General features: G+C 29.9%; 19 protein-coding genes and 1 tRNA gene. 7 read left to right on the forward strand and 13 right to left on the reverse strand.

From position 1 onward, the window contains the following. The first annotated feature begins 1 nt into the window (after position 1). Genes GFU93_RS03870 through GFU93_RS03880 form a run of 3 tightly spaced genes read left to right on the forward strand, consistent with a single transcriptional unit; the run spans position 2 to position 5,777 of the window. Positions 2-1,150 (forward strand): efflux RND transporter periplasmic adaptor subunit, encoded by a 1,149-nt coding sequence (locus GFU93_RS03870; protein ID WP_160542258.1) that lies wholly within the window; start codon positions 2-4, stop codon positions 1,148-1,150. Between the two features lie 57 nt (positions 1,151-1,207). Further along, positions 1,208-4,363, forward strand: a complete 3,156-nt coding sequence (locus tag GFU93_RS03875; RefSeq protein WP_160567421.1) for an efflux RND transporter permease subunit — start codon at positions 1,208-1,210, stop codon at positions 4,361-4,363. 25 nt (positions 4,364-4,388) lie between these two features. Beyond that, entirely contained in the window at positions 4,389-5,777 is a 1,389-nt protein-coding gene (locus GFU93_RS03880) for an efflux transporter outer membrane subunit (RefSeq protein ID WP_160542401.1), read from the forward strand. Positions 5,778-5,877: 100 nt separating this feature from the next. Here the strand turns inward: GFU93_RS03880 and rsgA are convergent, their stop codons facing one another. Further along, on the reverse strand, positions 5,878-6,792 hold the full coding sequence (gene rsgA / locus GFU93_RS03885; protein ID WP_160567423.1) for a ribosome small subunit-dependent GTPase A: 915 nt from the start codon (positions 6,790-6,792) through the stop codon (positions 5,878-5,880). A 65-nt stretch (positions 6,793-6,857) separates the two neighbouring features. Beyond that, complete coding sequence (locus GFU93_RS03890; RefSeq protein WP_105297417.1) at positions 6,858-7,934, reverse strand: bifunctional 3-deoxy-7-phosphoheptulonate synthase/chorismate mutase type II; 1,077 nt, start codon at positions 7,932-7,934, stop codon at positions 6,858-6,860. Positions 7,935-8,227: 293 nt separating this feature from the next. Between GFU93_RS03890 and GFU93_RS03895 the strand changes: the two genes are divergently transcribed. Beyond that, positions 8,228-9,076 (forward strand): DMT family transporter, encoded by an 849-nt coding sequence (locus tag GFU93_RS03895; protein ID WP_160567425.1) that lies wholly within the window; start codon positions 8,228-8,230, stop codon positions 9,074-9,076. On the opposite strand, the gene GFU93_RS03900 is transcribed toward GFU93_RS03895, so the two are convergent. From GFU93_RS03900 to GFU93_RS03915, 4 genes are all read right to left on the reverse strand, one after another. Continuing rightward, positions 9,073-9,855, reverse strand: a complete 783-nt coding sequence (locus tag GFU93_RS03900; RefSeq protein WP_160567518.1) for a TIGR02757 family protein — start codon at positions 9,853-9,855, stop codon at positions 9,073-9,075. The two genes, GFU93_RS03895 and GFU93_RS03900, sit on opposite strands and share 4 nt — an antisense overlap. A 17-nt stretch (positions 9,856-9,872) precedes the next feature. Further along, positions 9,873-10,205 (reverse strand): 2Fe-2S iron-sulfur cluster-binding protein, encoded by a 333-nt coding sequence (locus GFU93_RS03905; protein WP_160567427.1) that lies wholly within the window; start codon positions 10,203-10,205, stop codon positions 9,873-9,875. Positions 10,206-10,219: 14 nt separating this feature from the next. Next, a complete protein-coding gene (locus tag GFU93_RS03910; RefSeq protein ID WP_160567429.1) occupies positions 10,220-11,272 on the reverse strand; it encodes an NAD(P)/FAD-dependent oxidoreductase in 1,053 nt (350 codons plus the stop codon). 158 nt (positions 11,273-11,430) lie between these two features. After that, positions 11,431-12,375, reverse strand: a complete 945-nt coding sequence (locus GFU93_RS03915) for a LysR substrate-binding domain-containing protein (RefSeq protein ID WP_185149971.1) — start codon at positions 12,373-12,375, stop codon at positions 11,431-11,433. Between the two features lie 179 nt (positions 12,376-12,554). Here GFU93_RS03915 and GFU93_RS03920 point away from each other — a divergent pair, with 179 nt between their 5' ends. Continuing rightward, on the forward strand, positions 12,555-13,421 hold the full coding sequence (locus GFU93_RS03920; protein WP_055425808.1) for an RNA polymerase sigma factor RpoD/SigA: 867 nt from the start codon (positions 12,555-12,557) through the stop codon (positions 13,419-13,421). Positions 13,422-13,543: 122 nt separating this feature from the next. Next, positions 13,544-13,617, forward strand: a tRNA-Ile gene (locus GFU93_RS03925). 135 nt (positions 13,618-13,752) lie between these two features. Here the strand turns inward: GFU93_RS03925 and GFU93_RS03930 are convergent. Next, positions 13,753-15,576, reverse strand: a complete 1,824-nt coding sequence (locus GFU93_RS03930) for an NACHT domain-containing NTPase (RefSeq protein ID WP_160567431.1) — start codon at positions 15,574-15,576, stop codon at positions 13,753-13,755. Between the two features lie 382 nt (positions 15,577-15,958). Between GFU93_RS03930 and GFU93_RS03935 the strand changes: the two genes are divergently transcribed. Then, positions 15,959-16,792 (forward strand): PKD domain-containing protein, encoded by an 834-nt coding sequence (locus GFU93_RS03935; protein ID WP_160567433.1) that lies wholly within the window; start codon positions 15,959-15,961, stop codon positions 16,790-16,792. Positions 16,793-17,274: 482 nt separating this feature from the next. Here the strand turns inward: GFU93_RS03935 and GFU93_RS03940 are convergent, their stop codons facing one another. The 6 genes from GFU93_RS03940 to GFU93_RS03965 form a co-directional block, all read right to left on the reverse strand. Beyond that, entirely contained in the window at positions 17,275-20,787 is a 3,513-nt protein-coding gene (locus tag GFU93_RS03940; RefSeq protein WP_160567435.1) for an AAA domain-containing protein, read from the reverse strand. A 351-nt stretch (positions 20,788-21,138) separates the two neighbouring features. Then, positions 21,139-21,318, reverse strand: coding sequence for a hypothetical protein (locus GFU93_RS03945; protein ID WP_160567437.1), 180 nt, complete (start codon positions 21,316-21,318; stop codon positions 21,139-21,141). A 94-nt stretch (positions 21,319-21,412) separates the two neighbouring features. Further along, positions 21,413-21,562 carry a hypothetical protein gene (locus GFU93_RS03950; protein WP_160567439.1) on the reverse strand — a complete coding sequence of 50 codons (150 nt, stop codon included), beginning with the start codon at positions 21,560-21,562 and terminating at the stop codon, positions 21,413-21,415. Between the two features lie 119 nt (positions 21,563-21,681). After that, positions 21,682-21,882: a hypothetical protein gene (locus GFU93_RS03955; RefSeq protein WP_160567441.1), complete on the reverse strand. Its 201-nt coding sequence runs from the start codon at positions 21,880-21,882 to the stop codon at positions 21,682-21,684. Positions 21,883-22,218: 336 nt separating this feature from the next. Beyond that, the gene (locus GFU93_RS03960; RefSeq protein WP_105297412.1) at positions 22,219-22,971 is read right to left on the reverse strand and encodes a 2-oxo acid dehydrogenase subunit E2; all 753 of its coding nucleotides are present in this window, start codon (positions 22,969-22,971) and stop codon (positions 22,219-22,221) included. Positions 22,972-22,982: 11 nt separating this feature from the next. Beyond that, positions 22,983-23,198, reverse strand: coding sequence for a hypothetical protein (locus tag GFU93_RS03965; protein WP_105297411.1), 216 nt, complete (start codon positions 23,196-23,198; stop codon positions 22,983-22,985). Positions 23,199-24,221: the final 1,023 nt, after the last annotated feature.

The following is a 24,221-nucleotide window of genomic DNA, read 5'->3' on the forward strand; positions in this document are numbered from 1 at the left end:
TATGAAACTCAGAAAAATACAAATTATAGCTTTGCTATTCACTGCTGCAACATCCACATTGTATGTGTCTTGTGGCGGTGATAAGAAAAATGCAGCAGGTATGGCTGCTATGGGCGGGCAAGCCAATCAAGTGCTACCCTATCCGGTAAAAGTAGTTACTTCACAAACTGCTGTTTTGGAAACAGATTATCCGGCAACCATAAAAGGTGAAGAAGACATTGAAATTCGACCAATGGTTGAAGGATTCATTAAAACAATTAATGTAGACGAAGGTTCTGTAGTTAAAAAAGGACAAGTTTTATTTACATTGGATGCGCCACAATACAAACAAAATGTATTAAATGCAGAAGCTGCCATTAAAACTGCAAAAGCTCAAGTTGACAATGCAGTTATGGATGTAACAAAAATCACCCCTTTGGTTGAAAAAGGAATTGTAAGTAAATATCAATTAGAATCTGCACAATATGCTTTACAGACTAAACGTGCTGCTTTAAATCAAGCACAAACTGCTTTAGCTATTGCGAACACTAATTTATCTTATACCGTTCTTACCAGTCCGGTTAATGGAATTGTTGGTTCCATACCTTATCGTTTAGGTAGTTTAGTTAACAGTACCACTACCTTAACTACTGTGGCGAATACTTCCAATGTATATGTATATTTTTCTTTAAACGAAAAACAATTATTGGATTTCCTTAAAAATACACCGGGTGCTACTCAAGCAGAAAAAATCAAAAAATCCGAACCGGTGACTTTAATTTTAGCTGACGGTACCGAATACAATGAAAAAGGAAAAATTGAAACTATCAACGGTATTGTAAACACTTCTACAGGTTCTGCAAATTTCAGATCTAGTTTTCCTAATCCGCAAGGTATTTTAAGAAGTGGTTCAACCGGATCCATACGAATCAGTACAACTGTTGAAAATGCTTTGGTTATCCCGCAAAAAGCAACCTTTGAAATTCAAGGTCAAACTTTTGTTTTCGTGGTACAAAAAGATAATAAAGTAAAACAAGTAACCATCAAAGTTACTCCAACACCGGATGGACAATCCTTTATCGTAAATTCAGGATTAAACGAAAACGATAAAATAGTTGTTAACGGAATCCAGAATTTAAAAGAGGGAATGGAGATCAAACCTCAACTTTAATTTTCTTAACGTAAAAAGAAGTATTATAACTTTAAATAATAAAAAAGAAATAAAACAATGCTTAAAACATTCATAGAAAGACCCGTTCTTTCCACAGTTATATCCATTATAATTGTGATTCTGGGTATTTTAGGGGTAGTTTCTCTACCGGTTGCCCAATATCCCGAAATTGCTCCGCCGACGGTACAGGTAACTACTAACTATCCGGGAGCAAATGCCGACGTGGTCATGAAAAGTGTTATCATTCCATTGGAAGAACAAATCAATGGAGTTGAAAACATGACTTATATAACATCGAGTGCAACCAATGACGGTAGTGCTACCATTACTGTTTATTTTAAACAAGATGCGAACCCTGATATTGCTGCCGTTAACGTTCAAAACTTGGCAGCTCGTGCCAACAGTTTACTTCCATCGGAAGTAACCAAAAACGGGGTGATTGTACAAAAAACACAAAGTAGTAATATCTTGTTTATCGGTTTAGTTAGTAAAAGTAAAAACTACGATCAAAAATTTTTACAAAACTATGCGAACATCAACATATTACCTCAGATAAAAAGAATCTCCGGAGTGGGTGATGCTCAAGCGAGAGGTGCTAATACTTATTCCATGCGTATATGGTTGAAACCTGACGTAATGGCAACTTACGGTATTACTCCTGCTGACGTAAATGCTTTATTAGCAGAGCAAAACTTAGAAGCAGCTCCCGGTGCATTAGGTGAAAATAGTGCACAAACATTTACGTACACATTAAAATATACCGGTCGTTTAGTAAGTTCTGAACAATTCGGTGATATGGTTTTAAAATCTCTTCCAAATGGAGATGTTTTACGATTAAAAGATATAGCAAGAGTGGAAGTTGGTTCTGAAAACTATCAAATTACTTCTACCATCGACGGAAATCCATCTGTAATTATCAGTATTGCGCAAACTGCAGGTTCTAATGCACAACAAATTATCAACGAAGTTGAAAAAGTTTTAGATAATGCAAAAAGTTCTTATCCTCCGGGAGTAGAAACTGTATATATGATGAATGCGAACGATTTCCTTAATGCTTCCATTGAAAAAGTTATTCATACCTTATTTGAAGCATTCGTATTAGTATTTATCGTTGTTTTGGTATTCTTACAAGATTTACGATCTACTTTGATTCCTGCCATTTCAGTTATCGTGGCTATCGTAGGTACATTCTTCTTCTTGTTAATATTTGGATTTACCATTAATATTTTAACCTTATTCGCATTAATTTTGGCAATTGGTATCGTGGTGGATGACGCGATTGTGGTCGTCGAGGCCGTCCATGCTAAATTGGAAGACGGAATGAAAGATGCCAAAAAAGCTTCTTTACATGCGATGGACGAAATAGCGGGAGCAATTGTAGCTATCACATTGGTAATGTCTGCAGTGTTTATTCCGGTAAGTTTTATTGGTGGAACCTCAGGAGTTTTCTATAAACAATTCGGGTTAACCTTAGCGGTTTCTATTGTACTTTCTGCGATTAATGCGCTTACGTTGAGTCCTGCATTATGTGCATTATTATTAAAACCTCATGATGACAAAAAACAAAATTCTGTTGTTAAAAAATTAAAAGACGGATTCAACGGAGCTTTTGAAAGTTTAACCAACAGATATAAAAAAGTTTTAATTTGGACCTCTAAAGCTAAATGGTCTGCATTTGCAATTATTATTGTTTTCTGCGGAATTTTATATTTTCTTATGAAAACAACTCCTACCGACTTTGTACCTCAAGAAGATAGTGGATTTATCATCGGGGATATAAGTCTTCCTCCGGCTTCAACACTTGAGCAGTCAACAGCTATTGCTAAACAAGTATTTGAAGTTGCGAAAGGAATTGAAGGAGTATCCAATGTTGCTCAAATTAACGGTATGAGCTTTATTAGTGGTGCGGGAGGAAACTACTCCGTAATATTAGTAAAATTAAAACCGTGGAAAGAGCGTCCTAAAATCCAAATAAACGATGTAGTAAAACAACTGTTCATTAGAACAGCAGGTATACAAGGTGGTAAGATTATCTTCTTCGGAACTCCTACCCTTCAAGGTTTCGGTATCAGTAACGGATTTGAATTCCAAATTCAAGATAAAACCGGAGGTGATATCCGTAAATTCTCTGAAATCAGCGGTAAGTTCTTAGGAGCGTTAAATCAACGACCTGAAATCATGTATGCAACTACTTCATTCAACCCGAACTATCCTCAATACCAAATTAATGTAAATGTTGCTAAAGTTAAACAAGCCGGTTTAGCCGTAACAGACATTTTAGGTGCTTTACAAGGATACATTGGTGGTGTATATGCTTCTAATTACAATGAATTCGGTAAACAATATAAGGTTATGATCCAGGCAGATCCTAAATACAGAAAAAATGTAGAAGATCTTAATGGAATGTATGTAAGGACCAATAGTGGAGAAATGGCACCAATTGCCGGATTTATTACCTTGACTAGAGTGTACGGTCCGCAATCTCTACAAAGATTTAACCTTTACCAATCCATACCTGTAAATGGACAACCCAATGCAGGATATAGTGCCGGTGATGCGGTTAGAGCTATTGAAGAAGTTGCTAAACAAACGCTTCCTCAAGGATATTCTTTCGAATATTCAGGAATGACCAGAGAGCAAGTGAACAACAGTGGTTCACAAACTGTTTATATATTCTTATTGTGTTTGATTTTCGTATATTTCTTATTATCAGCTTTATATGAAAGCTACATTTTACCTTTAGCTATTATCATTTCTTTACCTATAGGTTTAGCAGGAGCTTTCTTATTCGCTAAATTATTCGGAATTACAAACAATATTTATTTACAGATCAGTTTAATTATGCTTATCGGTTTATTAGCGAAAAACTCTATTTTGATCGTAGAGTATGCAGTTCAACGTAGAGAGCATGGAATGAGTATCATTGATGCTGCCGTTGAAGGTGCCGTTGCCCGTTTAAGACCTATATTAATGACCTCCTTCGCATTTATTTTCGGATTATTCCCGTTAATGGTAGCAACCGGTGCAGGAGCTGTTGGTAACCGTTCAATCGGTACAGCTGCTATTGGTGGTATGTTAATTGGTACTGTAATTGGATTAGTAGTTACTCCTATGCTGTTTGCTGTATTCCAATCTTTACAGGAAAAGGCAACGCATAAACCTTCCGTGGTTTTAAGAGAACAAAACGATAACGATGATGATGATGATGAATAAGTATAACAAAATAAAAGAATTAAGAATGAAAATTCGACCAATTCAATATACAACCTTATTATTAGTTTCAGTAGTACTTAGTTCATGTATTACCGCTAAATATGAGAAACCTCAGATAACCGATAATCAATTGTACAGGGATATGCCTGTTAAAGATAGTACTACTATTGCAGATATTCCTTGGAGTGATTACTTCAAAGATCCCAATTTGCAAAGCTTGATTAATGAAGGTATTCAAAACAGTTATGATTTAAAAATTGCTGTTACGAGAATAAAACAAACTGAAGCTGCGCTTCGTTCTGCCAAACTAGGTTATTTACCTAGTTTGTCTGCAGACGCTTCTTATTCTAACAGTAAATTAAATACTGTTCAAGGAAACGGAGTTAAAACTCATTCAGAAGTTTTCCAATTGGGAGCATCTGCAAGCTGGGAGCTTGACATTTGGGGAAAAATTTCCAGTGCCAAAAGATCAGCTTTGGCTTCTTATCTTCAAAGTGATGCGTATAGACGTTTAGTTCAAACTTCTTTAGTGGCAAATATTGCAAATAATTATTATTCTCTAATTGCTCAAGATGAACAATTGAAAATAACGCTAAACACCATTAAATTATTAGAAGATAATGTGAAAACTATGGAAGATCTAAAAGAAGCTAACATAGTAACCGGTGCAGCTGTTGAACAAAGCAGAGCTTTATTATACTCTACTCAAGTGAGTGTTCCTGATTTGGAAAATAATATCAAAGCTTTGGAAAACAACATCTGTTATTTATTGGGTAGAACTCCCGGACCTATACAAAGATCTTCAATGGCTCAACAAACAGTTCCTAGTCAATTTGACTATGGAGTGCCTGCTCAACTATTGTCTAAAAGACCTGATGTAATGATGTATGAACTTGCATATCGTGCTGCATTTGAAGATACTAATGTTGCGAAAGCATCCTTATATCCATCTTTAACAATTACCGGTAATGCCGGGTATTCTACCTTAAAGAATTTAGATAATTTCTTTGACCACTCCAGTCTTTTTGCAAGTGTGGTAGGAGGTTTAACACAACCTATTTTTAATCAAGGAAAATTAAGAAGCCAACTGAGAATAAGACAAGCTCAACAAGAAGAAGCCTTGCTTAATTTCAAAAATTCGGTTTTAAATTCAAGTGTTGAAGTTTCTAATGCTTTATTTGCTTATGAAAAAGCTAAAAGTAAAGACTACGACAGAAGTTTACAGATAAATTCTTTAGTTAAATCTGTTGATTATACTAAACAATTATTAATATACAGCGATGCTAATTATACAGAAGTTTTAAATGCTGAAAGAGACTTATTAAATGCAAGATTAAGTCAAGTAAATGATAAACTTCAACAATTACAAGCTTCAATTAACCTTTACAAAGCTTTAGGTGGAGGTGTTAACTAAATCAAAGATGTAATGTATTAAAAAAGTCGGATTTTATAAAAATCCGACTTTTTTATTTTATGCTGTAAATTACCGGTATGCTAAAATGTGAACACACGTATTATTTTAACTCTTGCATTAACTTTAAATAATGTGAGTATCTTTTTTCTGATATTCTTCCTTCCTTGACTGCTTCAATAACGGCACATTGCGGTTCATTGATATGTAAGCAATTATTATACTTGCAATAAGCTTTTTCGCGTAAAATTTCGGGAAAATAATCTTGTAATTCTTCTTTATGAATGTCTACTAATTCAAATTCTTTAATTCCGGGTATGTCAATTATTGCCCCCCCAAAATCCCACTCATACATTTGCGCAAATGTGGTGGTGTGTTTTCCTTTTTCATTATAATTTGATATAGTCGCTATTTTTAAATTTAAATTTTCTTGTAAAGCATTGATGGTAGAAGATTTTCCACTTCCTGAATGTCCTATAAATACAGAAATTTTATCTTTTATTTTATTTTTCAACTCTTCTTTATGAAGATTGGTCAATGCAGAAATTCGTAAGGTTGAATATCCAATATTTTGATATATATTTTCAATCTCTTGCAATTCTTCTAACTCCGTTTCGGATAACAAATCGATTTTATTAAACACAATCAAAACAGGAATCTGATAGGCTTCACAAGTGATTAAGCATCTGTTTAGAAAACCTAAAGAGGTTTGAGGATGTTTTAGGGTAAAAACTATACAAGCCAAATCTATATTGGATGCTATAATGTGTGTTTCTTTAGATAAATTAACCGATTTGCGAATAATATAATTTTTTCGAGGATAAATTTTCGTTATCCAAGCAATATCATGATCTTCTAATTCGTATAGTATGCGATCTCCTACAGCTAACGGATTGGTATTTCTAATTTTATCTTTTTTAAACTTCCCGCGAATTCGAGCATCATAAACTTTTCCTGTTGTTATGTCTTTTACCAAATACCAACTTCCTGTAGATTTTAATACGATTGCTTCATTCATAACTCAAAAATATAAAAAAATGCATCCTAAATTGATGCATTTTTATTACTATCTAAAACTTATGATTATTCTTCCATAATTTTATTCTGCAATTCAACGGATTCTTTATGAATGGAAACTAAAAGATGTTCTAAAAAATCTTCTGATAATCCCATTCTTTCTCCATTGCGAATGGCTAAGTTTTTTAACACATTCCATCGATCGGGTTGAAATATAGCCACATTATGTTCTTTTTTAAGATTTCCGATTTTTTTGGCTACATCCATTCTGGCTGCTAATAAACCTAACAATTGATTATCCAACTCATCTATTTCTCCTCTATATCGGTTTAATTTGGCTGAAAAATCATCCGAATTATCATTCTTTTTTCGCAAAGTAATATCTACCAAAATATCCTTTAAGGCTTCAGGCGTAATTTGTTGTTTGGCATCACTCCAAGCTTCATCCGGATTATTATGGACTTCAACCATTAATCCGTTATATTCTAAGTTAAAAGCTTGTTGAGCAACTTCTGCAATTAAATCTCTTCTTCCTGTTATATGTGACGGATCTCCTAAAATAGGAATATTGGGAAATCGGTCTTTAAGTTCTAAGGCTATCTGCCATTGAGGGTTATTTCTATATTTTGATTTATTGTGTGAAGAAAAACCTCTATGAATAACCCCTAAATTTTTAATTCCTTGAGCAGCCAATCTTTCCAATGCCCCGATCCATAAATCTAAATCAGGATTAACAGGATTTTTAACTAAAACAATTTTATCTGTATCTCGTAAAGATTCTGCTATTTCTTGTATGGTAAAAGGGTTTACAGTTGAACGAGCTCCGATCCAAAGGTAATCCACATCAAATTCCAAAGCTAATTTAGCATGAGAAGCATTCGCTACTTCCGTAGCTATAGGCATATTAAATTCATCTTTTACCCTTTTAAGCCAATTAAGACCTATAGCCCCTACCCCTTCAAAGCTTCCGGGTTTAGTACGAGGTTTCCAAATACCGGCACGAAACACCTGCATATAATTCCGATCCATTCGCTCAGCTATTTCCATAACTTGCTTTTCACTTTCTGCACTGCACGGCCCCGCAATTACTAAAGGCTTTTCGAATTGTTTAATCCAATTCTGGTCTAAATCTTGTAAACTCATAAATATGTTTTCTAAAAGTATGTAAATCTAAAATTTTTTTATTAAATGTCATAAAGTATTTTGCATTTTAAATGAATTTTTTATGTTTATATGAGAAGTGTTTTAGTAAAAACTGCAAAAGAGAATGAAATAAAATAATTTGCTTCTTCGTTTTTCTACCATACGAAATATAAGTTGTACATAATTCATGTTTGATAAGTTTACATGATTGCTAATAAATTTTATTAATTGTATTTTGCTTCTCAAAAAAATTAGAATTTGTAATTGTATTTTTGTTAACTATTTAAAAAATTATGAAAGAAATTATAATTAGTATTTTTTTCAATATAGTTGTTTCAATCCTATTAAAACTATATAATAAGAAATCTAAAGGGGTTTCTTTAGTGATTACGTACAATTATTTATTTTCAGCAATTTTTTGCTATATACTTTTCAAACCCGATCTACCTTCTTTAAATTATTCATCGGCTCCGTGGTTCATTTATTTTCTGATGAGTATTTTAATGCCTGTAGTTTTTTTATTGATTGCTGAATCTATTAAATACACGGGAATTGCACGAACGGACATAGCACAAAGAATGTCTTTACTATTAACAGTGAGCGCTTCTTTTTTATTTTTTAATGAGTCTATCAATTCTCTTAAAATCTTGGGATTATTGATTGGATTTATCTCAATACTCTTTATATTTTACGCTAAAAAAGGAGATCAAACTTTTCCTTATGCTAAATTGTATCTCCTTATTCTTATATTTTTCGGATTAGGAATTATTAACATCTTATATAAGTTAATAGCGGTAAATCAAAATTTTTCGTTTACGACTTCCACCTTTTTTATATTCATTGGTTCTTTTATAGTTGGTTGTATTATTACTTTCGCACAAAAAATACGGTTTACTTTTAAAGAAATTTTATGGGGAATTGCTTTAGGTATTTTTAATTTCGGAAATGTATATTTTTATTTAAAAGCGCATCAAACTTTTAAAGATAATCCTTCTCTTGTTTTTGCTTCGATGAATTTAGGAGTAATTGTATTGGGCAGCTTAGTCGGAATATTAGTTTTTAAGGAAAAAATGAATAAACTTAATTATTTGGGATTGGTACTTGCGCTTGCAGCCATTACAATAATTTCTTTATCCACTTAACTTGAAAATTTTTCGAAAACTCCCAGTCCGAATAAGGCAAAATCATATTTAACGGGATCGTCGGCATCCAGCATTTTTAGGTTTTTCATGAGATGGGAAACCGATTTCCAATCATTTTGAGTTCTGGACAACAAGTTTAAAGATCTTGCCACATTACCGGAATGTACATCCAGTGGACAAACCAATTGGGATGGAGAAATGGAATTCCATAATCCAAAATCAACTTTATTGGGATCGTTTCGTACCATCCATCGAAGAAACATATTAATTCTCTTAGCTGATGAATTTTTGGCCGGACTGCTTATATGTTTTTGGGTTCGCTGTAAATGTTCTATTTCGAAAAATCTTTCTCTAAATCGTTCTATTACTAAGAAAGTGTCTTCTTCTTCTTTTTCTGCAGAAAAAACTTTTTCAAGTCCTCCGTGATTTTTATAAATATTTTGCAGGGATTTGATAAAAAACACTAAATCGTGTGAATTAAAAGTTCTATGTATACTTCCTTCAATCTTTTTTAAATCTTGAAAAGTATGATTTAAGATAAAATCATGGGGTACATGGTCTAAAAAATGCATTATTTTTTCTGCATTTTTAATTATAGACTTTCTATTTCCCCAGGCTATAATTGCTGTTAGAAAACCTGAAATTTCAATATCTTCTTTTTTACTAAATTGATGAGGAATTTGAATGGGATCTGTTTCAATAAAATTGAGTGTATTATATTGTTCTACCTTTTCATCTAAAAAGGGCTTCAATTTCAGAATTTTTTCCACGTTTATTATTTACCCAATAATGCTAATTAGCTAAAAGGAGCGATTTGAATCTCTAACCCATTTAGATCATTGGTGATTGGAATTTGACATCCTAAGCGACTATTTTCTTTTACATGAAATGCTTCTGAAAGCATAGCCTCTTCCTCATCTCCTTTTTCCGGTAAAGGAATATTGTTACTTAAAATATAGATTTGGCATGATGCACACATCGCCATACCTCCACAAATTCCAATCGTTCCTTCGGGTACTAATTCATAAGCTCGTATTAATTCCATGATATTCATGGACATATCCGTCGGCGCTGAAATCGCATGTTTATTTCCTTCCCTATCGGTGATATTGATGGTTACTTCTGACATATAATTTGTTAAAATTACTGAATTGATTTAACAACCGGTTTTTCTGCTTCTTTTACTGTTCCGTCAAATCCTTGTACACCTCCAACGGTAGTATATTTTAAAACGTATTTTCTGTCGGGATATATTTTACTGTAAATACTTTGACACATCAAGGTGGCCTCGTGAAAACCGCAAAGAATTAATTTTAATTTTCCCGGATAAATATTGATATCTCCAATGGCATAAATCCCCTCAATATTGGTTTGGTAATCTAACGCATTATTTACCTTGATAGCATTATTTTCAATTTCCAATCCCCAATCGGCAATAGGTCCTAATTTAGGAATAAGACCAAATAAAGGAATAAAATAATCCACTTCTTTATCAAAGGTTTGCCCTTCCTTTTCAATAACTAAGGATTCTACCTTACCGTTCCCCTTGATTCCTACAATTTCGGCAGGAGTGATTAAATTTACTTTTCCTTGATTTTTTAATGATTGAACTTTCTCAACGGAATCCAGAGCGCCTCTAAATTCATTTCTACGATGTACTAATGTTACTTCTTTAGCGATATCTGCTAAAACAATGGTCCAATCCAACGCCGAATCTCCACCTCCGGCAATTACTATTTTTTTATCCTTATATTTTTTGGGATCTTTTACAAAGTATTCAACTCCTTTTTCTTCATAATCGGCAATATTATCTATCAAAGGTTTTCTAGGTTCAAAACTCCCCAATCCGGCTGCAATCGCCACAGCTTTAGCATGATGCCGGGTACCTTTATCTGTAGTAACAATAAAAGTTCCGTCTGATTGTTTATCAATGGTTTTAGCTGTTTCATTGAGAGTAAATCCGGGTTGAAATTGCTTGATTTGCTCGCGTAAATTTTTAACTAATTCACCTGCCTGAATGGAAGGATATCCCGGAATATCAAAGATCGGTTTTTTAGGATAGAGTTCTGTTAATTGCCCTCCAATGTTTGGAAGCGCATCAATAATATGACATCTTAATTTTAATAATCCCGCTTCAAATACAGCAAAAAGTCCTGTAGGACCTGCTCCTATTATCAAAATATCTGTTTCAATCATAATTTTTTCTAAATATTTTTATATAATAACAATGTATAAAAGGTTTATTTAAAATCTATTTCTTCTAAGTAAAATAAGTTCTTATTTTTTATCTTCTTAATGATAAAACTTTTTTAAATAATGCTGAAACTTACAGATAACTTATTTCCAAATAAATATTAAATTACTTTTAATTGGGGCTTATGTTCTATTTTATCTTCCAAAAACAATTTCCCTCTTAAAATACTTTTAATTAAATCCACAAATTTCTCTGCAAAAGTCGTTCTAATTTGATTGGTAGAATAAATTAATGATATTTCCCTGGAGGGTGAAGATGAAAAATATCTGATATTTTTCTTTTCTTCTTCCGATAAATTTTCTGATTCTAATAAAGGTAAAATGGTAAATCCGAACCCTTCATTAACTAAGTTAATCAGTGTAGTAAAACTTCCTCCTTCTAATTTTATATTAGAATTAATGGCTTCTCTATGCTTGCAAAGATCCAACACAACATCCCGAAAGCAATGGCCTTCTTCCAACATTAAAAGATAATTGAAGTCTAATTTATCAACATCTAAAACTGTTTCTTTATACATTTTAGCATCTTGCGGAGAAACGTAAGCTACTAATGGCTCTTTATAAATAGGCTTTTCAATAATTTGATTGTCATGTAAAGGTGTACTTGCAATTCCAAAATCCAAATAGCCTTCTTTAATGCCTTTTAAAATGTCCTCAGTTTTCATTTCTTTAATAACCAAGTCGGATTCCGGATATTTACTCCTGAAAGTTTTATAGAAAAGTGGCACTAAGGTGGGGGTTATTGTAGGTATAATACCTATGACAACCGTTCCGTTCATACTTTTTTTATCTTCTTCTACAATTTGTGATAATTTATTAGCTTCAGATAAAATTATTTTGGCCTGTTCTACAATTTTCTTTCCTATAGGAGTTATTTTTATAGGATTGGTTGTTCTGTCGAAAAGCTCAACTCGTAACGTTTTTTCAAGCTTTTGTATCTGCATACTCAAAGTAGGCTGACTTACGAAAGCTTTTTCTGCTGCTATCGTAAAATTTTTATATTCGGCAACAGTTAATACATATTGCAGTTGAATTAAGGTTATCATTTAAGATAATGTTTAATTATTCTTTGCAATTTAACAAGATTATTCGAAATATTCACAAATTAATGCAGGTATTGTAACCTTTTACAAGTAATTTTCGTATATATAAATAAGTAAGTATAATTTGTAGGTGAGTAAACAGTTCATCTACTTTTGTTTAAGATAAAAAGAGTTACTATTAAATGAGACAATTAAAGATTACTAAGCAGGTAACGAACAGAGAAACAGCCTCTCTTGACAAGTATTTACAAGAAATTGGAAAAGTGGATCTAATTACTGCTGATGAAGAAGTTGATTTGGCACAGCGTATTAAAGCGGGTGACAGGGTGGCTTTGGAAAAATTAACTAAAGCAAACCTGAGGTTTGTTGTTTCTGTGGCTAAGCAATACCAAAATCAAGGACTTAGTTTACCTGACTTAATTAATGAAGGAAATTTAGGATTAATTAAAGCGGCTAAACGCTTTGATGAAACCCGAGGTTTCAAATTCATTTCTTATGCTGTTTGGTGGATCCGTCAATCCATACTTCAAGCATTAGCAGAGCAATCCAGAATTGTACGTCTGCCCTTAAACAAAATCGGTTCTATTAATAAGATTAATAAAGCATATGCCCATCTTGAACAAGAACATGAAAGGGCTCCCTCTGCTGCCGAATTAAGTGAGGTATTGGATATGAGTGAGGACGATATTAAAGAATCTATGAAAAATTCAGGTCGCCATTTATCTATGGATGCGCCTTTAGTGGAAGGGGAAGATTCTAATTTATACGACGTTTTACGTTCGGGTGAATCTCCAAGTCCTGATAAAGAATTGATGTTGGAATCTCTTCAGATTGAAATTGAAAGATCTCTTTCTACCTTAACTCAAAGAGAAGCCGATTTAATCCGTTTATATTTCGGTTTAAGCGGTCAACATCCGATGACCTTAGAAGAAATTGGTGAAACTTTTGACCTTACTCGTGAAAGGGTTAGACAAATAAAAGAAAAAGCTATTCGCCGATTAAAACATACCAGTAGAAGTAAAATTTTAAAATCTTATTTAGGAAAATAATTTTTTATTTACCTGATACTAAAGTACAAAGGCTATTTATTGTATAAATAGCCTTTATTTTTTGTATTTAAAATTTGCAGTAATAAATTAAATAACTATATTTGCAAACGCAAAGCAGCAGCGGTCCCATAGCTCAGTTGGTTAGAGCATCTGACTCATAATCAGAGGGTCCTTGGTTCGAGCCCAAGTGGGACCACATTAAAATTAAAATCCTTACAAAATTGTAAGGATTTTTTTGTATTATTATTTATTGATTAGTTTTTTATCTAAGGCTTTTTAATTATTCTATTTTTATATATTTAAAAAAATATAAATGTTTTTAGATGAAATATTATAAAATGTCAAGTAATTCTGAAATTCCTTTTTCGTCTTTTTCTATTTCTAATTCTAATTTTTTAATATAGATCCAAATATTATTATAGAAATTATATGCATCATCTAAAATTCCATGTATTTTTATAAAATCAATCATTTGATGATCCATATGGTTGATATTTTCAAATCTAATATGATATAACCTTATTTTATTTTTAATACTTATATCCTTATATTTTATGAATAAATAATTTTTGAACTCTTTAGTTAATATTGTGATTATTTTTGGTTCAAATAATTCAAACCTCTCAATTGGACTCAAAAATATATCATCATATTTTGTAAATGAAAAATAGATAAATACAGTATTGATTTCTTTATATTTATCATAAAAAAATCTACATTCAATACCAATATTATCACAAATTATATTAAATATTTCAATTTTATCATTTTTATTTTCAGGAAAAGCTAATTTTAATTGAGGTATTAAAAAAAATTTCAAAAAATTAATTTTATCTAATTCATAACATAATTTATAAAAGTTTTCATTACCTCCAAAACTAAAATCAAAAAATTTTGAGAATTTTTCTGTATATATTTTAATTTTTTGATCATTATTAAGAGATTTTATTAAAGATGCTGCAAAATATTCTTGCAAAGATTTATGAGGAAAAGTATATTCTATTCCATCTTGTATTAAAATTGAAATAGAGGTGGTTAGATCGTACAGAACATTATCAATATCAATATTTATACTCAGTTTAGTACTAATTTTTTTTAATAAATTACTTAAATATTCTTCATCAAAATTATATTTTCCATCAAATAGAGAAACATAAGAAAACCACTTTAAAATTGTTTCTAATTCATCATTTTTTAAACCGGACTTTCGTTCATGTTGCCATCCTCCTGCTTTAGTAAACGAATCATGCTTACTGCACAACGTATCAAATACATTCCAATAAAATTTACTTTTTTGTTTAGGGAGTTCCGGATAATTATTAAATGTGAAAATAAACATTGATAATAATAGAGGGCTGGATAAATATTCTCTATACTCATCATTTTCATCTTTATCTATTTCGTATATAATTTTTCTTTCTAATTCATCATTCTCATGTAAACTTAATTGCATTTTTATAAATTCATGCATTTCAGATTCTTCTAAAGATTGTACTTCAAAATTATCAAATCTTGATAAAGATTCCGCATTGGCCCCCGGTCTAGAGGTTACAATAAATACATTTTTTTTATATCTGTCTACAAAATTTTCAATATCTGTTGTAATCTTGTTTTTATTTTCTGAATAAATTTCATCATAACCATCTAATAAAAAAATGAAATTACCTTCTTTTAAAATTCTTTCTGTAATTTTATAGTTAGGAGATATTTTATTTTGTGTTATAATTCTAGTAATATATTCTTCAATTGTTTCTTTACAATTATTTAGATTTCTCAATTCTATAATAATCGGTATATGTTTACAATTTTCTGCTGATGATAGAAAAATATGTTTTGTTAACATACTTTTACCACTTCCGGCATTACCTATTATTGTTAAATATTGATATTTTTCAAATATTTCATTAAAATTGTTTATCTCAATCAATTTCTTTTTATTTCGAATTTTTATCGGATAATAAATATCATAAAAATTAACTTTTTCATCTCTATAAATAAATGTTTTAATTGATGAATATTTTTCATAAAAATTATTTATATAATCTATAAGTCCATTTTTATATATAAAAAGATATTCATCTTTTATATTGTTACCTAAATTTAATATTTGATCTTTAAAAGTCCCAATTAATTTTGCTCCAACAGATAAATCCATAAATAGTTAATTTTAATTAGTTAATATTTTATATAGTATAAATTTATAAAAACAATCCAGGATAAAATTATTTTTTTTACTAAATTTTTAAAAGATTCGAAATTTTTTTTCTTTTAACTAAGTGAAATTTATATTTCATATCATACATTTGCTTTATATATTTTAGCGCGATTAAATCGAGTTACTCTTCTTCTTATCCAATTAGTTAAATTTTTATATTATAAAATGACATGGGTTAAAAATAATTTTAAATTTTTATTTTTATTTTTGACATAAAATAATTTATTATATATATTTATAATTTATTAAATACACTTATTTATATTTTATATATATATTTACCTTAGTTCGCTGCAATACTTACTATTATTTTTTAACTACTATGAATTATAAATTAAGGAATACTCTGACTTATTATGTACATAAAGTAGATTTAAGGATATTTTTAGTTTTTTCAACATCTATTTTAATTGGTCTCTTACTTTTATACTATAAATATTCTAAGCAAAAGGAATGTAATCAAATTAATTTTGAAATTATAGCTGAAAACAATCAAGTTGGGGAATCTATTAAATTTAAAGATCTTACCCCCGGTGCCAAAAATTGGGTTTGGGATTTTGGAGATTATACTGAGAAAAAAAAGGATCAATATCCTGTGCATACCTATGAGAATCCCGGAACTTACATTGTGACCTTACACGTTAAAGGCACTTGTAAATTGCAAAAAACAATTGAGATTAATCCAGGGGATAGGATCACAGATTCCTTAAAAATTCCAAAAATTATTGTTCCAAGTGTAGTTAGAGTAGATGAACCCCTCGATATCTATTATGAATATATTGGAGAAGCTTTTTCATGGGAATGGTCTTTTGGAGAATCAGGACAAATGGACTCTACAAAGGAATATCCTGTATACAGCTACAGCTTACCCGGAAAAAAAAGATTGACCTTGGTGATCAACGGGGATATGACACATATTGCAAGTAAAGATATTATTGTAATACCTAAAAAATTAACTGCAGAAATGTATAAAACGTACAAAGAAAATTTTAAAAATAAAAATAAGATTGTATATACATTACCTCCGGGTAAAACTCAAAAAGATCCATTTGAAGAGTTTTTAGAATCCATTCCCTTTCAACCCATGGAAAGTTCTTCTAAAAAGAGCAAAACTAAAACAGAAAATACTTCAGCTCCCTCAATTTCTGAAAATTAATTCGAATTATTATTACTGGATGTTTCAAAACAAAAGAAAACCATGGAAGACTTTGGAAAATATACGTGTAATAAGTATGAATTTCCGGTAATTCATAATAATGAAATAATTACATTTTCAGAGTTTTGTAAAAAAATTAAAAATTAAAAAATTAAAATTAAATCACTACGACTCGTAAAAAATAAAAAGAATTGTATAGAATCTATCATACTAAGATGCAAAATCAAAAAAACTCGAAAAATGTAATTCGAGTTTTAATTCATCCAAAGATGAAAGATGATATATATTAAATTTTATATTTTTAATTCTTATTAATTTTTTTAATATAAAAAAACACTTTTAGTTAATTGATTAAATAAAAAAAATAATTACCAAGTTTTATTTTTTTAGCACTTTTATATTCATCAGTAAAATTTTAATCCGATCATTTGGAAAAATAAAAATAATTTATCTACCGATTTTTTTTTCATATTACTACTAAATTAATTTAAAGTTTGATTGAATGAAGAACTCCTTTCCATTATACTATTTTTTAAAATGTTAATTTCATCAATTAATTTCTTGTTTTTTCCCTGATAAACTAAAGATGTTTCATGTCTTACATAATTTCCTTTTCTTTGTGCACTTAGCCAATTAAATGAACCTATACATAGCAAATCTTCATCTTTAATCACAATTTTGCTATGTACCTTAGTTACAAAATAAACATCTATACCGATATTTACTAATTTAAAAAGAAATTGTTTTTTTTCTTCATTATCGCCTAATAAATTGAGTTCATCATCTGTATAAATTGATATTTTAATGCCTTTTTTTTGAATCACTGATTCCATAAATGGCAATATATTGCTATTATTAACGGCATTTATTGAAAACCAAGGAGATACTATATATATTTCTTTAACAGCATTATTTATTACATTTTTAAGAAACGAGTCGTGTTCATTTAAATTTATAAGAACTTGAAAACCAACACTTCCCGATTCTAATAAATCTTTTCTTTCTAAATATTTAAAACATAAACTATTTTTCTCACAAGAAAAAAGATAACGCGCTAAAATTCCTCTTGGCGTTTTTAACTGTGGATTGTATATATCCATATCTCCAAAAACCAAAAAGCTATCTTTTGCTCGCGATACGGCAACATTTAACATACTTGGCGCATTGTCTATAAAAGTACCATCGACATGTTTAGAGTAAACGGCAGAGAAAATTATTAATTTTCTTTCGGCTCCTTGAAAAGAATGAACCGTACCGATTGTTAGATGATCTTCGCCTTTATCTACATTTACATTTGCTTTAGAATTTCTTATAGCCCGTTTTATTTCGTTAACTTGAGCTCCAAATGGTGTGATAATCCCTACAATTTCATTCAAGGGCTGATTATATTTTTGTTCTAACTTTTGTTTATTTTCAATCAACCAATTAGCAATAACTCTAGCTTCCAATAAATTATAACGACTGCCTGATCCCGAATCTTGACATATACCGTCAATATGTAAATATCCTAAGGCCGGAAAAAGTGATTCTTTAGGTGAAATTCCGCGTTTTGCTAATAACTTTCCTTTATATACCAATTCATTACAATAACCAATAATTTCATTATAACAACGCCTATGCTCATATAAATACATTCCCGGTTCCAAATCAGGATCATAACGATATCTGGATGCATTTTGTGCTATCTTCATCACACTGCCTGATGAAGCCGTTTTTCCTAAATCAGTTAATTTTTCATATTCGTCTTCTACATTATCACTATTCAGAAGTTTAGCTTCCAAAAAATTACCCACATCCACTTTTGGAGAAACGGCCCAAATTGGTTCAATTTGATGAGTATCTCCAATTACCAGAGCTTTTTTACTGAGAGAAAATGAAGCTCCTGCAACTTCCGGTAATACCTGACCTGCTTCATCAACAATTAATAAATCGGCTAAATTATATAAATAATCTTTCACGTAACCTGTTCCCGCATAAATAAAATGATTAGGAAGCACATAGAAAGTTGATACTACACAAGGAGTCAATTTCATCCTTAGATTCCATCGTTTAATTATGGCAGATTCTGCGTTTTTTTTATTCCATTTTTCTAAATTGGGCAGTAAATCTTCCATTTCCAATAGCCAACGCCCTTCCCAATAATGGGTAGTTAACAAAAAAATATCAAATCGTATTTTAGTGTCTGCTTCAATATCCGCTTGATTAAGTGTTACTTTCTCAGAATTCTTTGTAATATGTAATGGTGCTAAAGCAATTTTCCATTTCGCTAAACAGGTTTCTAAATTTTGTAACAAATTTTTTATAATTTTTAAAATCCGCTCATTTTCAAATATTGACTTACTTACTGAAACTTCTTTATTTTCAATATATTCTGAAATAGAAATAAGAGTTTTGAATTGAAATTGATCTTCTTTATCCCATACATCCGCAAGGTACATCTTAGCCTTAAGCATACGTTTTTTAGCTACAAAAGGTATCCACGAAAAAACTTGATACCATATATTTTCCTCAGCTTGAAATTGTTCCCATTTAGATCGAATATTACTCCATAACTTTATCTTTTCGTTCAAAATTTTTTCTTGATATTCATAGAGTGCTAATTTTTCATAGGGGTTATTACCCAATTCTTGATGAACTTGCAAACGTATATTATATAAAGCGTTCCATGATTCTTCCAAGCATTTTAATTGTTTTGTTTTCCATAGAATTTCTTTATGTAATCTTTTAACGACATCTTCTATGGTAGTATTTTTACTTTCAAGATTTTGAAATGCTTTTGCTGCACATTCTATATAAAAATATTTCGCTTTTTTAAAATATTCTGTGTCCTCGACTTGATTAAAAAATTTTTCAGTTTGAAAATTCTTTTCAGCTTGTAGAGACTTACTTTTAGCCGGAAAATAAGCGCCAAAACTGTCTATATTAGGTAACCATCTCCCTGAAAAAGGACCTTCACCTTTAGAAAAATCTTTTCCAAATGCATCAATTATGTTAGTTACTGCTTGATTATTTGTTGAAGCTGCAATAATAATGGGGGGTTCAGATCCTTCCAATGCTCGCGTTGCCCACAAAGAAGCAACTACGGAAAGTAACAGGGTCGTTTTACCCGTACCCGGAGGCCCATTTACCGCAAGAATTTCTCCAGTTTCAGCATTTAATAAATGATTTAATGCATCACGTTGCGCTTGAGCTAAAGGAAAACTATTACTTGAATGGGCCAACCGTTTTGAAAAGAAACTATTACTTTCAAGACATGGTTGTTGGGGTGGAGAGATTATTGAAGCATAACGTTCAAATAAAGGAATACTTTTAGAGCTGTTTCGTAATTGTTCATATAAAGGAAAAATATGTATTGCCGCATTTTTCACAAGATCTTGTTTTATTATAAAACTGTGATCTAAACGCTCATAAGATCTGTTATCTTTAACCCATTTTTTTGCCACCGTATTTAATAATAAATCGATATGGCTGCAATATTTTTTCCAAGCATCAAAATATTTTTCATCTCTTAACTTTAAATCTCCATCTTCAAATTCATTATAATTAATACCTGATATAGAATATGTGGATAGATAAATATCTAAATCATACATGGATCCAATTGCATAGGAACCATTAACTAAAGGTTTCAGTATATCTCGAGATATAAATGTACTGCCACTTTTAGGATAACATCTTCCGTCTCTGGCCAAAAAAGCAGCGGTTGATATAGGGACAAGATATTCCGGAGTTTCATTAAATTTACCAAAACAATGTTCTGTAATTTGATGATAAACTATAGGTCTTAGAATAATTTCAATAACATTACAATCTGATGATTCATTTTTAAAAAGATCTTTGGTTTTTTTTTCATCTAATTTTCCTGACGTTAGAAATTCCTTAGAACAAAATATCATTGTTTCGGTATCTTTTTTATTTAATCCTCCCTTAGTAAAAGTGGCATCAGCTAAAGAATTACGCCAATATTTTGCAAAATTTTGTGATCTTGTGTCCATAAATTGTTCCTTTTTGTTTTGCTGTTTTAATTTTTTTATGAAGAAGCGTTAATTTAATTCAATGATCCTTATTATTTAAATCCGTTACTGGACATTTATTATTGATTGGTTTTACCAATTTTTATCTAATGATTAAATGCATTCCTTAGCTTAAACACATATTTAATTAGTAAAAATAATAGTATCTATTTTTTGATCGATACAACCTGTCTCTTTTACGATTCCAACTTATCCATCGGTTAGCTGCTTCATTCAAATAACAAACCGTAGAATGTTGTCTTCTATATTATAATCAAAAAGTTCGAACATAGAATTTTTAAAACTTTCGATTAGAGAACATTGATATTAAACTCAATCATAATTAAATAATTCAGTAATTGCAGCCGGTTGTCTTCTAAATAATTTTTTTTCAGTTATATTAAAATCTTTAAAATCTGATTTTTCCGATTGTTTAATATCTTTTATTTGGGTAAATCTATCTTCTTTCTTGTTTAGTATGATGGAAATTTTATCAGAATTTCGATGACTCATTTTTTTGTTAAATAGTTAAATTGTTTCTTAAAATAACGTTCAAATTAGCTGCATAGTACTTTTTAAAGACTAGTTTTTTCAACATTTAATCCTCTTAAGGACCTATAAATACAGCAGGATGAGAAACAAGGGTTTTAGCTTGAGCGGAATTCCAACTTTGTAAGATTCGGGCATTCCAAAAAATATTTGCTAACGGTAGCGGCTCCGGCGAGGGAATCGCTCCTTTGATAGTATTATCCGGCAAACGAATAACGTTGATCGCATCAGGAACATCAAAATTTAGATGGATTCTTGTATCAAAATCAATATGTGTATATGCCCAAGGAAACTTAGAATTTACCGATTGTGAAGATGATTGTTTTTTTATAGTTGCCGTTTTTCCTCTGTTTGAAATTGGATATACCCATCGGCATATCTCGGATTTAAATTAATCCTGTCTAAGGTCCATTCCGGATAATGGCATATGTGCTTTTGATTATGCTCTTCAAACATCGGCCGGGTCTTCTGTTTGTTTACATCCCATACTCGCATTCCATTTTTTTCCCATTGAACCAAGTTATACATTTCAGTGTTGTCTGCTTCATTAACAAAAAATTCTGCCGAAAATTCATTATTGGAGTAAATGATTAATTCGTTTACATTATGAAATCTACTGTACTAGTTTTTCATTTAATAATTAGGTATAAATCGGCGTCTAAATAAATCGTCCGGGTGTATAACATTATTAGATTTATAGTAAGGTTAAATTTGAATCTTTCTTTATAAGAAAAAAGTTTCAAACAAATTTGTAGAAATAGTTAGCCAACATGCAACTATAATATTTAAGCCAAATTAAAATTTTTTCCTAATTCACTTCCTTTTTCTTTTCTGTTGTCGTTTAGATCAAATGTTTATTAAAAGTTATTTAAAATTTTCAATCTTACTCTTTATTTCACTTATAAAATCGGTTGCTAAAGTACTATTAAGTACATGTTCTTCAAAAGTCATGGTTAAATTCATAATAACTTTATAAAACTTTTCATTATTTTTTATGATCGGAATATTTTTTAACTTATCTAAACTTATACTCATTGTTGAGTTCAAAAATAGGGCTTCTGTAACTAAATCTTTATCTTTTAGCGAAGTGATCATAAAACTTCCCTGAATCCGGTGTCTTTTAGCTAAATTGTGATATGACAGATAAGAAATTAAACGTCTCAAATATTTAGGTTGATTTTCTATTAATCTGGTTTCTTTAAAAAAGATGGAAGTCTTATAATCAGAAAATTTACATTTATCTATTATTTCTTGAATTTCTTCAAGAGTTTTTTTATCTGAATTTTTAACCACACAAGGCATAACCTTATTTTCTCCATTAATCTTTCTGTCTAACATAAATTTTGCATTTATGGATTCGTATTCTACCACTTTCGGAAAAAATTTGGAGCGTTTGATGGCTATATTTAGTTCCGGAAAACATCTTAATACATCTGATATTATATATATCATATAAGCAGTATAAGAAATTTTTTTTCTTGTATTGTTATTTCTATGCTCAACGAGATTAGTACCATCTACGGGTACTGTGAGATGGATGGCATTTATTTTTTTGGTATATTGTAAAAAACTATATACTCCCTTAATTTGTCGTGAAATAGGCTTTATTGGGTTCATTTTTTTATTATTTAAATGTTAGAATCTTTTAGCGATAAACTCTTTACATTCTTTATTAATAAAAAATATTTATTTGAAAATATCTTTACTCCTTTTTCAACATACGCAACTATCTCTAATGGAAATAAAGAATTCCATTTTTCACCTATTTGTGGTATTGCTCCAAATATGACCACTTTGTATAGCAATCCTTGCAAAAATTCACCTAATTTTTGAGTTTTATTCATAAGTATTATTTTTTAATAGTTTAAATTTAGTTTTATTGAATTTCGAGTGGTTAGCAGATTCTCTTATTTATTATTTATTTTTTTCTCATATCATTGTGTATTTTTTTTATTTTTAGCCATATATGAATTAACTAACGAACCTGTTTTTTGCCATAAAAACACATTCAATCTAATCCTAGTAATAACAGGAAAATTTTTCCGTAATTATTTTTTTAAAATAAATTAGTTTCATTCACTACTGCGTTCCCTATATTTAGGATTATCTATCTTTAAAAGAATAGCACCTATTTAATTTCTATTTTTTTATAATTCTTATTGAAATCACCTATATTCTATCTGATATGAGCAAATCAATACTACATAAATGTCTTACTTAATTTTTACATTTCAAGTCGGATATACTAAATTTATGGCTGATTATATATCCTTTATATTATCATGATATGTGATCTTCTATTTATAAATAATAATTGTTAACGCTTTTAATTAAATTTTTAATTGAATTAATCGAATTAACCTACCCGCTAACATGTCTTTCTTTTAGAATTTAAATACTTACTTTTTGATATTAATTTCATTAAATTATATTTTATGTTAGTATAAATCAAATATATGAAAATAAATATACAATATTTTATTTATTTTTCATTTTTTTAATATATACAAGATATTTATACATTTTAAAATATAAAAATAGTTTTATTTACATATATTTATTTATATATAATAAATAGTATAATTTGATTTTTTATTTAACAAAATTGTTTTTTTATAATTAATTTATAAAAAAACAATTATTATGTATAAAATATAATACTTCTCTATAAAATAAAAAATATATATATCAATAATATATAAATAAATACATTAAATAAAATTATATAAATTTTAACTTGTATATTTTTTATTAATTTTAAAATAAAATTTTAAAATTTATATGTATTATTGCGTAATAAATAGTTTAATTTTAAAATGATTTATATGAATGTTCATAAATTAATCCCTATGGATTAAATGTGTATT

Source organism: Apibacter sp. B3546 (genome assembly GCF_009827885.1).
Classification (GTDB): Bacteria; Bacteroidota; Bacteroidia; order Flavobacteriales; family Weeksellaceae; genus Apibacter.

Excerpts from the sequence above, each read along its gene's own strand:
- GFU93_RS03870 (WP_160542258.1), top strand. The coding sequence starts at position 2 with ATGAAACTCAGAAAAATACAAATTATAGCTTTGCTATTCACTGCTGCA.
- GFU93_RS03875 (WP_160567421.1), top strand. The coding sequence starts at position 1,208 with ATGCTTAAAACATTCATAGAAAGACCCGTTCTTTCCACAGTTATATCC.
- GFU93_RS03880 (WP_160542401.1), top strand. The coding sequence starts at position 4,389 with ATGAAAATTCGACCAATTCAATATACAACCTTATTATTAGTTTCAGTA.
- rsgA (WP_160567423.1), bottom strand. The coding sequence starts at position 6,792 with ATGAATGAAGCAATCGTATTAAAATCTACAGGAAGTTGGTATTTGGTA.
- GFU93_RS03890 (WP_105297417.1), bottom strand. The coding sequence starts at position 7,934 with ATGAGTTTACAAGATTTAGACCAGAATTGGATTAAACAATTCGAAAAG.
- GFU93_RS03895 (WP_160567425.1), top strand. The coding sequence starts at position 8,228 with ATGAAAGAAATTATAATTAGTATTTTTTTCAATATAGTTGTTTCAATC.
- GFU93_RS03905 (WP_160567427.1), bottom strand. The coding sequence starts at position 10,205 with ATGTCAGAAGTAACCATCAATATCACCGATAGGGAAGGAAATAAACAT.
- GFU93_RS03910 (WP_160567429.1), bottom strand. The coding sequence starts at position 11,272 with ATGATTGAAACAGATATTTTGATAATAGGAGCAGGTCCTACAGGACTT.
- GFU93_RS03915 (WP_185149971.1), bottom strand. The coding sequence starts at position 12,375 with ATGATAACCTTAATTCAACTGCAATATGTATTAACTGTTGCCGAATAT.
- GFU93_RS03920 (WP_055425808.1), top strand. The coding sequence starts at position 12,555 with ATGAGACAATTAAAGATTACTAAGCAGGTAACGAACAGAGAAACAGCC.
- GFU93_RS03930 (WP_160567431.1), bottom strand. The coding sequence starts at position 15,576 with ATGGATTTATCTGTTGGAGCAAAATTAATTGGGACTTTTAAAGATCAA.
- GFU93_RS03935 (WP_160567433.1), top strand. The coding sequence starts at position 15,959 with ATGAATTATAAATTAAGGAATACTCTGACTTATTATGTACATAAAGTA.
- GFU93_RS03940 (WP_160567435.1), bottom strand. The coding sequence starts at position 20,787 with ATGGACACAAGATCACAAAATTTTGCAAAATATTGGCGTAATTCTTTA.
- GFU93_RS03945 (WP_160567437.1), bottom strand. The coding sequence starts at position 21,318 with ATGAGTCATCGAAATTCTGATAAAATTTCCATCATACTAAACAAGAAA.
- GFU93_RS03955 (WP_160567441.1), bottom strand. The coding sequence starts at position 21,882 with ATGTATAACTTGGTTCAATGGGAAAAAAATGGAATGCGAGTATGGGAT.
- GFU93_RS03960 (WP_105297412.1), bottom strand. The coding sequence starts at position 22,971 with ATGAACCCAATAAAGCCTATTTCACGACAAATTAAGGGAGTATATAGT.
- GFU93_RS03965 (WP_105297411.1), bottom strand. The coding sequence starts at position 23,198 with ATGAATAAAACTCAAAAATTAGGTGAATTTTTGCAAGGATTGCTATAC.